Here is a 12,101-nt window from a genome sequence, read left to right on the forward strand (position 1 = left end):
CCGGCGAGACGCCGAACGACTCCGGCAGATACCGCCACGCGCACCCGCTCGTCAGCACGTACACCACGGCCGCGAACACCGCTCGCTCGTCCACCGGAGCAGTACCCCCGCCCTGCGGACGGGACGTGAATCTTGGTAACAACGGAGCTGTCAGCTCCCACAGTTCGTCCGGAACCAGCCGACGCGACAGATCAACCCTCACGGTGCAGCATCATGCCGCACCACCAAAGCGCCACGTGAGACATCCTCTAAGTCCTGTCCTCTTCCCAACGGTACCGCCGTGCGTGGTCGGACGGTTGCCTAGTGCGAGTACAGACCACCAAGGGGTGACAGCGCAGGGAGGGCAAGGACATGGAGCAAGAGCACAGCGAAGTTGGAGGGAGCCCGCTCGCTCCCCGCCGGCTCGCAGTGCCTCCGGGCGGGCAGGCTGAACGGCAGCGCGAGCGCTGGGAGGCTGGTGCGGTCGTGGTGGCCCGTCAGGACTTCCCCGAACGAGGTGAGCTGCCCGTCCGGTCGGCGTTCCTGTGGCCCCGGTGCACGTGTGGTTCCCCGCAGTGCCCGGACACGGCGGGAGCGGCCGACGACGACTGGTCGCAGAGCCCGACCATGCAGCGCATTCGCCCCTTGATCGAGGCGGAGAACGACCGTTCACGCGGGGGGCGTCCGTGAGCGCCGAGACGGCCGAGAAGCCCGCTGTGGATCTCTTTACGGGCACGCCGTACGCGAACAGCCCCGAAGGGTGGTGGACGCCGTACGGGGGCGCGCTGGACGTGAAGTCGGGTGTGGTCTACCTGCCCGGCCCCTATCACCCCCCGTCGCCTTTCCACGCCGAGGACTGTCCGGACTGCATCCCCCGGCGGGGCAGCCCGTGAGGCGAGTCCGCCGCTACGGGTGGGCCACGTTCGTCTTCACGGTCGCCGCCCTGGCAACAGCGCTTCCCACACTGGCGGTGACAGGCCGCCTCTGATTCCCGTCCCCCTCGCGGTGCCGCACAGCTCCCCCGTGCTGATTGCACAGGCCCGCCAGGGGGGCGGGCATGGGTCACCGCCCCTTCGGCACTGCCGCTGATGCCGTGCGGGCGGGGCCCGCAACTACTACAGACAGAAGAGGGAGCGCCAATGGAAACCACCGAGCGCGCGAGACTTGACGCGTTCTTCGGCAAGATCACCGCAACGTTCGCCCCGAGCGAGCGTCCGTCCTCTCTGCTGATCACCCATCTCTTGCCCGAGCGCCCCTCGTTCGTCGAGGCCGTGGGCAAGGTGACGCAGCTCCGCGCGGTGCTGCCCAAGCCCAAGTCCATCCACGCGAACGCCCGCCGCGAGATCGAAAGGGCGCACCCGTGCGACGAGCTGTCCCGAGAGCTGTTCAGCGACCCCGACACGGCCGTGAGCTACCTGGAGAACAGAGCGGCCGGTGAACAGCTCGTCTTACTCGATGTGGGCGGCTACTTCGCCCCCGCGCTGGACGCAATCTGTGAGCGGTTTTCGGGAAAGATCCTCGGCGTGGTCGAGGACACCGAGAACGGCCACCGCCGCTACGCCGAACGGGACAAGCTGCCGTGTCCCGTGATCAGCGTGGCTCGCTCGCCGCTCAAGGAACCGGAAGACTTCCTGGTCGGACAGTCCGTCGTGTTCTCCACGGAAGCGCTGCTGCGGCAGCGGAACGACATCCTGCACGGGCGTCCCGCCCTGGTGATCGGCTTCGGCAAGCTGGGAAGCTCGATTGCCCGCCTGCTGCACGTCAAGGGTGTTCGCGTCATCGTCTACGACGTGAACCCCGTGCGGCGGGCACAAGCCATGTCGCAGGGGTTCGAGGTGGCCCGAGACCGCGACCAGGCCATAGCGACGGCGGGTCTCGTGCTGTGCGCGACGGGTCAACTGTCGCTGCGTGGCGAGGACTTCCCGCAGCTCAAGAACGGTGCGTACGTCGCTACGGTGACCAGCTCGGAAGACGAGCTGGAGTTGAGTGGGCTTCCCTCGGGCTACGCCCGCGACAGCGCCGGCGAGCACGTCACCTGCTACAGCACGCGGGGGCACTACTTCTATCTGCTGAACGGGGGCGAGGCGGTCAACTTCATCCACGGCGCGAGCGTTGGACCGTTCATCGCGCTCGTTCAGGGCGAACTCTTGGCGGGCGCCGCCAAACTCGCCCGTGGGGACCTGGACAGCGCTATGCATGAGGTGTCCACCACCGACCGGGAAGCCATCGCGGCTGTCTGGCTCCACTACTACAACAGGTGATCGAATGCCCATCACGGCAGACCACATCCGTACGACCGTCGCCGAGTACGCCGACGCGCACCCCGAGGATAAGCACGCCCTTGTCCCACTCGGTGAGCTGCTGGACCAGGGCGCCGACGTGACGAGCCGGAAGGAGTCCCGTGGGCACGTGACCGCCGGAGCAGTGCTCGTCAACAACCAGGGGGAAGCGCTGTTCATCCATCATGTGGCGCTCGACAGGTGGCTGACCCCCGGCGGGCACCTGGAACCCGAGGACATGAACCTGATGGGCGCGGCGCTGCGCGAGCTGATCGAGGAAACGGGAATCGCGCTCAGCGTCTCCCCCGCACAGGCGACCCCCGTACACATCGATGTGCACCCCATCCCCGCCAACGAGAGCAAGGGTGAGGGCGCCCACTGGCACGCGGACTTCCGTTACCTCTTCCGTGCGAGCGGCGACCAGGCCGTGAAGCTGCAAGAGGAGGAGGTGAGCGGGTACGCGTGGCGCAGCGTGGACACGATCGCTGACGAGGTTCTGCGTTCACGGGTCGCCGCCGCGCTCCGCTAGGTGGGCACAGTCGGCCCCGCCTGTCCGTGTCTCCCCCCGTCGAGGACAGGTGGGGCCGTGTGCTGTCTCTCTAGCCCTCGCCCTTACTGCGGTCGCGCACGTACGTGCCCCGCTGCGGCACCGTAAAGACGTGCCCCTCATCCCGCAGGAATCGCACCGCATTGCGGACGGTCTCTCGGGCCACACCGAAGCGCTGCACAAGGGACGCCTCAGAGGGAATCCGCCGGTTCACGGGCAGAGTGCCGCTCTCAATGTCGGCGATGATCACCGCCGCGATTTGCCGGTAGACCGGCGTTGGGGATTCGTGATCAATCTCAGATGCAGCCATAAAGGCAAGAGTAGACAACCGGCCACGTTGCCTTGCGAAGGTAGACGTCTATCAACTGAGGTAGACGAAGGTAGGCCAGTCGCCTTACCGTCGGACACGAAAACGCCCCGACAGACCGCTTAGGACCGGTCCGCCGGGGCTCCGCCGAAACAGCTTTTGGGAGCTGAAACGACTTATGCGCGATCTTATCGCCTGTGCCCTGTTGTCCCTGCTGCTGCCCGCCCGTGGACGACACGCGGCAGGCTCCGCCCCCACCTCCGAGCTCCTGCCCCCTGTCATCTGCGCCCCGACGACCCCGATTCCGGCGCATGTCCTCGCCCGCTCGATTCCGTCCCCGTGGCGCCACCGCGTAGGGCCGTGGCTGGTCGCGCGGGAAGCCGAGCGGACGCTAGACCTGTGCGTGATCCGGGAGCGTCGGCGCGCTGCCGTACTCGCTGCTGAAGGGGTGGGCTACCCCTACACGTACGAGGGTGCTCCGTTCCCCGCGTCCGCGTTCGCCGCTGCGGGGGTGTCGGCGTGATCCGCGATGCAGTCACCAGCGAGGGCCCCGAGTTCGCCCGGTCCGTGTTCACGGTCTGCGGGCACTGGACCGACGTTCCCGTGATCATCGGCGAAGTGCAGAGCCAGAGCGGCGGAGCCTGGTACACCTACTACGCGTGCGCTGAACATGCGCACCAGTACCCGCAGCGTGCGCAGTGGAACGAGCTTCCCGCGATGCGCTGGACCCCTCGGCGCTGACCAGTCCCGGACAGTGAAACGCCCCGTGCGGCCAAGTGCCGTGCGGAGCTCTGTCGTTGGTGCTGACGTGGCGCGTATGCTCAGAACCGGTAGTCAGATGTGTTGGGATCGGCGAGGATCGCCCAGCCCGAACCATCGGGATTCCGGTGATCGCCGACGAACGTGGCGCCGAGTTCCAGCAGCCGGCCCACCTCCTGATCGCGCGAGGTCTCCGGCCGCAGGCACAGATGGAGTCTGTTCTTGATCGTCTTGGCCTCGGGCACCTGATTGAAGTGCAGCACCGGGCCCTCCGCCAGAAGCACCTGGGCCTCCCGGACACCAGGCCTGTCCTCCGGGTGCAGCGGACGACCTGTCACACCGCTCCAGAACCGGGCCAGCCCGTAGGCATCCGCACAGTCGATCGCCACGTTCTGCACCACCGAAACCATGCGCCCCAGCCTTCCTGATCTTCCCGCGGAACGCCACCGACCTGCGCCCGTTCCGCGTCCGCGCGAGCAGCAGTGTGTTCGCTGCCGCCGATGAGGCCTTACCCCTCGGCGGCGCGGCGGTAGGTGTTGATCAGGACACCGGACGGTGTCGGCCGGGTCGCGGTGAGCGTCAGGTGACGAGGGCTCCCGCCATCGGCGAAGAGCCGCTTCCCACCGCCCAGGAGGAGAGGGAAGACGAGCAGCCGGTACTCGTCGACGAGGTCGTGCTCGATCAGGGTCGCGAGCAGCTCTCCGCTGCCCAGCACCACCGTCTCGTTCCCCGACGCGGCCGTGATCCGGCCGATCTCCGCCACCGGATCGGCCCCGAGGAGGACGGAGTTCGCCCAGCTCAGCTCCTTCAGCGTGCGGGACACGACGTACTTGGGCATCGCGTTCATCGCGGCCACAGCGGGGTCGTTCAGGTCGGCGTACGGCCAGGTCGCGGCGAAGATCTCGTAGGTCCTGCGGCCCAGGAGCAGAGCGCCGGCACCGGCCGTGGCCTCGCTCATGAACCGCTCGACCACCTCGTCGACGTACGGCAGCACCCAGCCGCCCTGATCGAACCCACCGTCCCGGTCCTCGTCGGCCGAGAGGACCGACTGCATGACGCCGTCCAACGAGACGAAGTTGACTACGACCAGCTGACCCATGTACTGCTCCTGTCCGTGCTGTTGCGTTGGTGCGGTTGCCTTCATCGATACTGACCGCACGCGGGAACGGAACTCATCGGTCGCGGCGGCGTGGGTCACGGCCCTCTTGCTTCTTGTGCGAGTCCGGCAGCCTCCACCCGAAAGCGGTGGTGTGCGGGGGGCGCCGGGACCGGGTAACGTCTTTGTCATTCCAGACGCCGATTTACGAGTGAGCGCGTGATGGGCCGCCGCTGACGTCCTGCCGACGTCGCCGCCCGTCCCCCACCGGTGAATCCGTAGATCACTTCACATCGCAACCGGGAGAACCCGTGACCGTGAGCAAGAACATCAACAACCCCGTGGGCCAGGGTGGCGGCCAGCGCAAGAAGCTGTCCCGCGCCGAACGGCAGAACAACGGCCCGCACCGCAATCTGGACCGCCGGAGCGCCGCCGACCAGAAGGCGGAGCTGGTGCGCAAGATGCGCGAGAAGACCGGCACGGCCGAGGGCACCGGTCAGGCGGGCGACGACACCGCCCAGTCGGGCGACGACACTGCCCAGGGCTGACGCCCCGCCGTCGCGGGGCGGCACCCACGGGGCAGGGATGCACCACACAGGATGGGGCATCCCGGCCCCCGGCGGCGTCCGAATGATCGTTCGCCTTCGCGCGGCGTTCTGCATGAACGCCGCGTTCCGCATGTACGCCGCGTTCATGCAGAACGCGGCGTTCCGCATGTACGCCGCGTTCCGCATGTACGCCGCGCTCTGCATGAACGCTGCATTCCGATTGTTCGGCGCGCCAGGGAAACGTAGCGTCCCGATCATGGGATCAACGACCGGAAACACCACCGACCAGGCGCCGGCGAACCCGGCCGCCACCGATGACATGCTGGCCACTCAGCCGATCGGCTACTGGAGCGACCTGGCCCACGCGACCGTCACGCGGCATCTGCGTGACGCGATGGCCAGGATCGACGTCACACAGCCGCAGTACTGGGTACTCAACAGCGTGAACGGCGGCGGCCCCGCCGGGCCGAGCCGCGATGAGGTCGTCGATGGGCTGACGCACCTCGCCGACGGGCCGCACGAGATAGCCAGGGTCGTGGACCAGCTGCTGCACCGCGAGTGGCTCAGGACCGATGACGGGCAGCGGCTGCACCTGACGGACGCCGGGGAGGCCGCCCGGGTGCGGCTGCGTGAGCTGGCGACCGAGGTACGCGCCGAAGTCCACCAGGGCATCAGCGACGAGGAGTACGTGGCCGCGCTCAAGGTGCTGCGCAGGATGGTCGCCAATATCGAGGGCGTCGGAAATCCGGGGGCGACGCCTCGCACTTCATGATGCTCGGGCTCGCCGATGCGAGGGGCTGATGACCTCGGAGGTAATTGAGGCCCTCCGTGGGGCCGCCTACCTTCGACATTGTTCGGAGGCCGACACTGTTCGGAGGTCCCACGGAGGGGCCGCTTCCATCCGGGCGACTCCCTGGCGCACGAGAGGAAGACGACCATGACTTCGACGCAGTACGACGGGGTTACCTCCTACGCGAGGGCGACGGGATCCGACGGTCTCGCGAGGCTGGCGCTCAAGCTGGACGCGGTGGTCACCGGCCTCAACGGCGTCGCGTACCTGGCACTCGCCACGGTCCTCGACTCCTTCTTCGGCATCACGACGGCAGTCCAGTACCCGGTCGGGGTCTTCCTGCTCCTCTACGCGCTGGGAGTGCTCGCCGTCGGGACGCGGAAGGAGATCAGCCGCACGGGCCTGACGGCGGTCATCGTGGCGAACCTGCTGTGGGTCGTGCTCAGTCTGGTGGCTGCGGTCTCCGGCGTACTGTCCCCGACCGGCGTCGGCACGGTCTGGATCGTGCTCCAGAGCCTGACCGTCGGCGGCTTCGCCGCCCTCCAGTACGTCGGGCTCAAGCGGCTGTGAGCCCGTCCGGAGGGGCCCGGGGAGCCCCGGGTCGGGTCCGGGGAGCCACCGGGTCGGGTCCGGGGGACGCGGGTCGGTCCTGCGAGCCCCGGGGAATGCGCCGGACCTCGGCGTCGGGCCGCGCCCGCCGAGCACGTCAGCGTCTCGTCATCGAGGTGGGCGGGTCCGGGTGCCAGGTGAGAATCCAGCCGGCGGTGAGCGCCACCGCGCCGCCCGCGACAGCGATGGCACCACCTGTTCCGACGACTGTGGCCACCGTGCCCAGGCAGACTGGTCCGACGCCCTGCAACGTCATGCTGCCGGAGCCGAGCAGGCCGAAGGCCTGGCCCCGGCCGTCCTGCGGCAGGGCGTCCAGGAACGGGCGTTGCAGGCCGAGGCCGTAGGCGTATCCGAGGCCGCTGAGCAGCAGCAGGCCGGACGAGACGCCCACCCCGGGCTCGGCGGCGAAGCCGATCAGAGGCAGGCCCGCCAGCGCGACCAACGGGGCTACCAGCCGCTCCCGGGTGCGTGGCCGTACCAGTCGACCCACCAGCAGGTCACCGACGAGCATGCCAATCGGCAGACAGCCCATCAGCACCGCGTACCCGCCGGGCGCGAAGCGGCGTTCTCCCGCGTAGGCGACGATGAGGCCTTCCGCGCCCGCTACGAGCGCGACGGGCAGCCACTGGGCCAGCATCAGCCGTCGCACCGTGCGTCCGCGCAGCAGCAGCCCCGCACCTTGGAGGCTCGCACGGACGGCCCCGCCATCGCCCCCGGCGCTGCCGGGTGCGCCGTCGAACTCCCCCGGCTTCAACCGGGGGAGCCGGATGCGGACAGCGAGTGCGCAGCCGATGTACAGAACGGCACTGACGGCGAGCGCCCGGCGTGGGCCGAGTGCCGCGACGGCCGCACCTCCCAGCGCCAGACCGAACAACTGCGCGCCGGCACCGGCGATGTTGTTCAGCGACCGGCCCAGTACGTAGGCGTCACCCTCCAGTGACTGGGCGACCAGCCGACTCGACGCGCCATGGAACACCGGTGTGGCGAGAGAGACCAGCGCCACGACACCGAGGCTCGCCGCGACCGGCATCCGCACCAGGGCGAGCAGCAGAGCGGTGGCGCACGTCAAGGCGTAGCCGCCGGTGATGAGCGCGCGGGGCGGCAGCCGGTCGGCCAGCGAGCCCAGCAACAGCGAACCGAACAGCTGCGGGATGAAGCCGATACCGAAGGCCACTGCGCTGAGCAGTGCGGAGCCGGTGGACGCGAAGACCAGAACCGAGAACGTGGTGATCCGCAGCGCGTCCGCCGTGATGGCGACGGCGCGGGTCGAGAAGAGCAGCCGGAAGCGCGGCTCGGCCAGCACCTCTCGGTAGGTGGCACGGTGGTCGCCCCGCGCGGGCTCGGCGGTTGAGGTCATGACGCGCAGCCTCACCGTGGGCCCACGTCACAGACCAATGATTCGTCGCTGGACGAATCGGAACAACGTCCCGCGGTAGCGTGGCCGGGTGCTGCGCTTCGAAGTCTCCGTCGAGGACCTGCTGCGCAGCCGCTTCGCCCTGTCGCCCGCGATGGACCTGTGCTTCCTGCTGGGCTCGCTCGCCGGCCGGGACAGGCCACTGCCGCGAGCCTGGGCCGCCCGGCTCCTGCCGGCCTTTGAACGGCTTCGCCGTGAGAGCGAACTGAACGCCGTCATCGCTCTGCAGACCCCGCACGGCGGACCGAACTTCGTCGCTCCGCCCCCGCGCGGCCTCAACCAGACCTGGGCGGACGACCTGGCCAGGATCCGGGCCACCCCGCTGGAAGCGGCCCGCCGCGAATTCGCCGCCAACGCGACCGGCCCGTCCGTCCGTGATCCCCGCATACGTGCGGTGCTGGACTCACCGGACGCCGTCTCCAGGATCGCCGAGGCGATGGACCGGGCGTGGCACGAACTGCTCGCCCCGGACTGGCCGCAACTGCGCGCGATCTGTGAGCGCGACATCGTGCACCGGGTGGGGGTGATCGGCGAACACGGATGGGCCACGACCATCGAGAGCCTGCACGCGAGCATCACCTGGCAGGCCGGCGGCATCGAGATCGGCCACTTCCCCCACGTCGGGACGGTCCGCCTCGCCGGCGACGGGCTCCTGCTGATCCCTTCGGTCTTCGTCAGGAACATCGCCGCCCACACGGAAGACCCCTGGCCCCGCACCTTGATCTATCGCGCCCGCGGCACCGCCGCCCTGTGGGGCGAACAGGAGACCGCCCCCCGCCCGGACGCGCTGACCGCCCTGGTCGGCCGGGCCCGAGCCCGGCTGCTGTTGACGCTGGACGCCCCGGCCAGCACCAGCCACCTCGCCCGGAGCCTCGCCATGGCACCCGGCGCGGTGGGAGACCACCTCGCCATCCTGAGGAGCGCGGGACTGCTCGCCCGCGCCCGGTCCGGACGGTCGGTGCTCTACCGGCGTACCCCGCTCGGCGAGGCACTGGTCGCCGGTTCGGGCTGAGGGCTCGGACAGGCACTGTCCTTTCGGCGTGCTTTTTGGAGCAGGCCAGGGCGGTGAACCGTGGGGCCGGACGCCGACTGCATCAGGCACCAGGGCTTGACCGCGCTGCGAGACTTCCGGCATGGATATGGGGCGCGAGTCGCGGTGGGAGAAGGACGCGATGACGGTAGAGATCGCCTTTGCCCTGGTGACCGCTGCTGTCCTCGCCGCGGTGGTCTTCGTCGTCGCGCTGATCCTCACTCTCGTCCTTGACCTCTCCGCTGCGGCCTCCGAAGGCGTACGGACGGGGGGAGCCCTGGTCGGAGGGGCGGCCGGGGTATGGCGTCTGGTACGGGTCCTGTGTCGCTTCGACGTGGAGCGCCGTAAAGGCCACTGACGGCACGGCTCGATGCGGCGCGGCAGAGCCCGTCGGGGAGGGCGGAGGGCCTCGGACAGCGGCAGGTGGAGCGGGCTCCGGGGCGGGCCGGCTCCACCTGGAGCGGCTGCGGCCTCAGCGGTACCGGATCACGTGCAACGCGTGGACGCCGGTCGGGTCGAACGACACGGGTTCCTCGGACGAGCCGTCGAGGAGTAGTACTCCCGTCGCTGTGGTGACTCCGTTGACCAGCCATCCCACGGCCTCGCGGCCCCGGCCGTCCGTGCGGCGGATCCAGATCAGGGCCCGTGACCCGGCAGGGAAGGTCGACAGTTCGTCGACCGCCGAAGACCAGACCTGGTGATCCGACATCGACAGGACGGGACCGAGCGGCGCCGGGCTGCTGCACGGTCCGGCAGGCCATGAGCCAGGCCGTGGCCGACTCGGCCACAGGGTGGGGCGCCGCCGGTTCCGCGAGCCCGCGATAGGTATGGGCGAGCCAGGTTGCGGCCTGTTGGTCGGGGCGGAGCATGCTACTGCCCTTTCCTGGGGGGCCAGTTGCCCGAGGCTTGGAGGGCCATGTATTCGTCTGTCGGCGGGAAAGTAGGGGCGAAGTGCGCGGCGGACCGGTCGTGCGGGACCACGATCACGGCAGAGAAGGGGGCCTGAGTGAAATCTCCTGTTTCGATGTGCTCCTTGAAATCGAAGCAGACTGTCCAGCCGTAGGTGAATTCAATAGCAGTATCCGGGCGCATGACGATGGAGTCCGCTCGGTCCGGGTATGCGACCTGCTGTAGGAACGCTTCGGCGCTTCTCACGGCTTCGTCTTGGGTCACCATCCAGGAAGCTCCCCTCCCTCTCTTGCACATGCTCAGGAAACGGCGTCCGCAGGTTTGGGTCCACGATCTCGCGTCGTATGCCAACTTCGTGAGCGCCGCGTAGACGACGGCGGCTGACGCCGATGAGTGCGCAGAGGCAGTAACAGCGAGGGACGACACCCCGGCAAGGGTAGACCGCGTCTCGCCGAGACCCTGTTACGAGTCCTCAAGGGGCCTTGAGTAAGTCACGGAGGCCGGCGACATGTGCCCCGATGTCGCGGGCGCCGGCCGCTACCTCAGCAGTACATGCCGGGGAAGCGGCCGTTCCGGCGAGGTGGGCGGCGCGGCAGGGGCGGCAGAGCCCGTCGGGGAGGGCCTCGGGGCGTCCGGGGGCGCCGCAGTCGGTGCACTCCACCAGGACGCGGCGGGCGGGTGCGGCGGGCAGGGCCTGCTCGGCGGGCAGCCGGGGCGGGATCTTGTCGGTGAGGCGGCGGCGGACGAAGCCGACCGGGGAGTCGACGCGCTCGGGGAGCCCTGCGGTGAGGGCGGCGGTCAGGTAGTCCGCGTCCACACCCCGGGCGAACCAGGCCGTAGCCGCCGCCTCCAAGGCGGTGCAGTCGTCGGCGGACAACGCCAGGCGTCGGTCCGTGCGGCCGAGTCGGGCCAGGGCGAGGTAGGCAGGGGAGTGGGGTGCGGCGGGCGGAGCGGTCGGGCCCGACGGCGGAGCCGAGCTCTGGGCCGGGCCCGGTGCGGGCGCTGTGCCCGGGGGGTCGGCCGGGGTGCGCTGGTGCGGTACGGAGGTGGGGGCTGGCGGCTCCGCAGGCTCTGCGGGCCCCTGGGCGGCGTCCGCGTGAGATGGCTCCGGGGATTCCGGGGTGGCTTCTCCTTGGGGTCCGCCCGGCAGCGCGGGCGGGGGCGGGTCCTCGGACGGGACCCAGGGAGGCGGAGGAGCGGCGGTGGCGGAGGCCGTCACTCCGGGCGCGGGGCGGGCGGCCCCGGCGTCCTCGGTGGCGAGGTAGGTGTTCCACCAGTCGTTGTCGCGTGCGGTGCGGGACCAGAACGTGCGGAACGCCCAGCGGGTCTCGTCGCCCACGCCGACCGCGCATCGGACGCGCCGCAGGTGGCCGGCGACGGAGAGGCTGGTCAGGGAGGTGGAGATGGCCTGTTGGCCGTAGAGCGGGAGCTGCTTGGCCAGGGTCTTCACGCTCATCGAGGCGCCCTCGGGGAGGTGGTCGACGAATCCGGCGACGTACCGCTCGCGGGCCGGGAGGAGCGCGAAGTCGCCCGGGGTGTGCGGGCGTTGGTCCGGCGCGGAGCGTTTGCCGTAGCCGGGCTTGGCCATCGGGTACGCGGCGGAGAGTGCGGGAACGGGCAGGGCGGAGCTAGTGTGCTGGGTAGCCACGGGATCGGCTTTCTGGGTTATCGATCTTGCGGTGAGACCCCGGCCTGGTGCTTCCAACACTGGTCGGGGTCGTTTGGTTCTCGCACCGTAAGCAGTCGTGACGCTGTGCCGCAAGCTGTCACGATTAGTCATACTTGCTGACCGTTACGGGGTAGGGAGGTGGGGGAGGTTTTCCCAACCCTCTTC

18 protein-coding genes are annotated in these 12,101 nt (G+C 69.5%); 10 read left to right on the forward strand and 8 right to left on the reverse strand.

Features of this window, described 5'->3' with window-relative positions; translation table 11 throughout:
• The coding region (locus D581_RS01000000137785; RefSeq protein WP_032753176.1) for a transposase at positions 1-202 on the reverse strand (202 nt) is incomplete at its 3' end.
• 463 nt (positions 203-665) lie between these two features.
• Between D581_RS01000000137785 and D581_RS0127125 the strand changes: the two genes are divergently transcribed.
• From D581_RS0127125 to D581_RS0127135, 3 genes are all read left to right on the forward strand, one after another.
• Positions 666-872: a hypothetical protein gene (locus D581_RS0127125; RefSeq protein WP_018960296.1), complete on the forward strand. Its 207-nt coding sequence runs from the start codon at positions 666-668 to the stop codon at positions 870-872.
• Between the two features lie 246 nt (positions 873-1,118).
• Positions 1,119-2,240 carry an adenosylhomocysteinase gene (locus D581_RS0127130; RefSeq protein ID WP_018960297.1) on the forward strand — a complete coding sequence of 374 codons (1,122 nt, stop codon included), beginning with the start codon at positions 1,119-1,121 and terminating at the stop codon, positions 2,238-2,240.
• Between the two features lie 4 nt (positions 2,241-2,244).
• On the forward strand, positions 2,245-2,787 hold the full coding sequence (locus D581_RS0127135; protein ID WP_018960298.1) for an NUDIX domain-containing protein: 543 nt from the start codon (positions 2,245-2,247) through the stop codon (positions 2,785-2,787).
• 70 nt (positions 2,788-2,857) lie between these two features.
• Here the strand turns inward: D581_RS0127135 and D581_RS0127140 are convergent, their stop codons facing one another.
• Positions 2,858-3,115, reverse strand: coding sequence for a GntR family transcriptional regulator (locus D581_RS0127140; RefSeq protein WP_026290951.1), 258 nt, complete (start codon positions 3,113-3,115; stop codon positions 2,858-2,860).
• Positions 3,116-3,290: 175 nt separating this feature from the next.
• On the opposite strand from D581_RS0127140, the gene D581_RS0127145 reads away from it, so the two are divergent.
• The gene (locus D581_RS0127145) at positions 3,291-3,635 is read left to right on the forward strand and encodes a hypothetical protein (RefSeq protein WP_018960300.1); all 345 of its coding nucleotides are present in this window, start codon (positions 3,291-3,293) and stop codon (positions 3,633-3,635) included.
• Entirely contained in the window at positions 3,632-3,853 is a 222-nt protein-coding gene (locus tag D581_RS0127150) for a hypothetical protein (RefSeq protein ID WP_018960301.1), read from the forward strand. The genes D581_RS0127145 and D581_RS0127150 overlap by 4 nt, the downstream gene beginning before the upstream one ends.
• Positions 3,854-3,933: 80 nt before the next feature.
• Here the strand turns inward: D581_RS0127150 and D581_RS0127155 are convergent, their stop codons facing one another.
• On the reverse strand, positions 3,934-4,281 hold the full coding sequence (locus D581_RS0127155) for a VOC family protein (RefSeq protein ID WP_018960302.1): 348 nt from the start codon (positions 4,279-4,281) through the stop codon (positions 3,934-3,936).
• A 98-nt stretch (positions 4,282-4,379) separates the two neighbouring features.
• On the reverse strand, positions 4,380-4,970 hold the full coding sequence (locus tag D581_RS0127160) for a dihydrofolate reductase family protein (protein WP_018960303.1): 591 nt from the start codon (positions 4,968-4,970) through the stop codon (positions 4,380-4,382).
• 308 nt (positions 4,971-5,278) lie between these two features.
• Here D581_RS0127160 and D581_RS0127165 point away from each other — a divergent pair, with 308 nt between their 5' ends.
• The 3 genes from D581_RS0127165 (at position 5,279) to D581_RS0127175 (ending at position 6,875) form a co-directional block, all read left to right on the forward strand.
• The gene (locus D581_RS0127165) at positions 5,279-5,515 is read left to right on the forward strand and encodes a DUF6243 family protein (protein WP_018960304.1); all 237 of its coding nucleotides are present in this window, start codon (positions 5,279-5,281) and stop codon (positions 5,513-5,515) included.
• Positions 5,516-5,771: 256 nt separating this feature from the next.
• Positions 5,772-6,287, forward strand: a complete 516-nt coding sequence (locus D581_RS01000000137790) for a MarR family winged helix-turn-helix transcriptional regulator (RefSeq protein WP_032753180.1) — start codon at positions 5,772-5,774, stop codon at positions 6,285-6,287.
• A gap of 165 nt (positions 6,288-6,452) precedes the next feature.
• Entirely contained in the window at positions 6,453-6,875 is a 423-nt protein-coding gene (locus D581_RS0127175; protein WP_018960306.1) for a hypothetical protein, read from the forward strand.
• A gap of 136 nt (positions 6,876-7,011) precedes the next feature.
• Here the strand turns inward: D581_RS0127175 and D581_RS0127180 are convergent, their stop codons facing one another.
• Positions 7,012-8,271, reverse strand: a complete 1,260-nt coding sequence (locus tag D581_RS0127180; RefSeq protein WP_018960307.1) for an MFS transporter — start codon at positions 8,269-8,271, stop codon at positions 7,012-7,014.
• 88 nt (positions 8,272-8,359) lie between these two features.
• Between D581_RS0127180 and D581_RS0127185 the strand changes: the two genes are divergently transcribed.
• Both D581_RS0127185 and D581_RS0127190 read left to right on the forward strand, forming a co-directional pair.
• Positions 8,360-9,340, forward strand: a complete 981-nt coding sequence (locus tag D581_RS0127185; RefSeq protein ID WP_018960308.1) for a winged helix-turn-helix domain-containing protein — start codon at positions 8,360-8,362, stop codon at positions 9,338-9,340.
• A 121-nt stretch (positions 9,341-9,461) separates the two neighbouring features.
• Positions 9,462-9,716, forward strand: a complete 255-nt coding sequence (locus D581_RS0127190; protein WP_018960309.1) for a DUF6332 family protein — start codon at positions 9,462-9,464, stop codon at positions 9,714-9,716.
• A 114-nt stretch (positions 9,717-9,830) separates the two neighbouring features.
• On the opposite strand, the gene D581_RS0127195 is transcribed toward D581_RS0127190, so the two are convergent.
• The 3 genes from D581_RS0127195 to D581_RS0127205 form a co-directional block, all read right to left on the reverse strand.
• A complete protein-coding gene (locus D581_RS0127195; protein ID WP_018960310.1) occupies positions 9,831-10,067 on the reverse strand; it encodes a hypothetical protein in 237 nt (78 codons plus the stop codon).
• A gap of 161 nt (positions 10,068-10,228) precedes the next feature.
• Positions 10,229-10,534, reverse strand: coding sequence for a YrhB domain-containing protein (locus D581_RS0127200; protein WP_018960311.1), 306 nt, complete (start codon positions 10,532-10,534; stop codon positions 10,229-10,231).
• Between the two features lie 205 nt (positions 10,535-10,739).
• Entirely contained in the window at positions 10,740-11,915 is a 1,176-nt protein-coding gene (locus D581_RS0127205) for a MarR family transcriptional regulator (protein ID WP_106434466.1), read from the reverse strand.
• Positions 11,916-12,101: the final 186 nt, after the last annotated feature.

This window comes from Streptomyces sp. CNB091, assembly GCF_000377965.1.

What these genes read in the sequence shown, in the direction of transcription:
- D581_RS0127190 (WP_018960309.1), top strand. Translation starts at nt 9,462, where the DNA reads ATGGATATGGGGCGCGAGTCGCGGTGGGAGAAGGACGCGATGACGGTA.
- D581_RS0127155 (WP_018960302.1), bottom strand. Translation starts at nt 4,281, where the DNA reads ATGGTTTCGGTGGTGCAGAACGTGGCGATCGACTGTGCGGATGCCTAC.
- D581_RS0127195 (WP_018960310.1), bottom strand. Translation starts at nt 10,067, where the DNA reads ATGTCGGATCACCAGGTCTGGTCTTCGGCGGTCGACGAACTGTCGACC.
- D581_RS0127180 (WP_018960307.1), bottom strand. Translation starts at nt 8,271, where the DNA reads ATGACCTCAACCGCCGAGCCCGCGCGGGGCGACCACCGTGCCACCTAC.
- D581_RS0127130 (WP_018960297.1), top strand. Translation starts at nt 1,119, where the DNA reads ATGGAAACCACCGAGCGCGCGAGACTTGACGCGTTCTTCGGCAAGATC.
- D581_RS0127135 (WP_018960298.1), top strand. Translation starts at nt 2,245, where the DNA reads ATGCCCATCACGGCAGACCACATCCGTACGACCGTCGCCGAGTACGCC.
- D581_RS0127200 (WP_018960311.1), bottom strand. Translation starts at nt 10,534, where the DNA reads ATGGTGACCCAAGACGAAGCCGTGAGAAGCGCCGAAGCGTTCCTACAG.
- D581_RS0127140 (WP_026290951.1), bottom strand. Translation starts at nt 3,115, where the DNA reads ATGGCTGCATCTGAGATTGATCACGAATCCCCAACGCCGGTCTACCGG.
- D581_RS0127160 (WP_018960303.1), bottom strand. Translation starts at nt 4,970, where the DNA reads ATGGGTCAGCTGGTCGTAGTCAACTTCGTCTCGTTGGACGGCGTCATG.
- D581_RS01000000137790 (WP_032753180.1), top strand. Translation starts at nt 5,772, where the DNA reads ATGGGATCAACGACCGGAAACACCACCGACCAGGCGCCGGCGAACCCG.
- D581_RS0127175 (WP_018960306.1), top strand. Translation starts at nt 6,453, where the DNA reads ATGACTTCGACGCAGTACGACGGGGTTACCTCCTACGCGAGGGCGACG.
- D581_RS0127145 (WP_018960300.1), top strand. Translation starts at nt 3,291, where the DNA reads ATGCGCGATCTTATCGCCTGTGCCCTGTTGTCCCTGCTGCTGCCCGCC.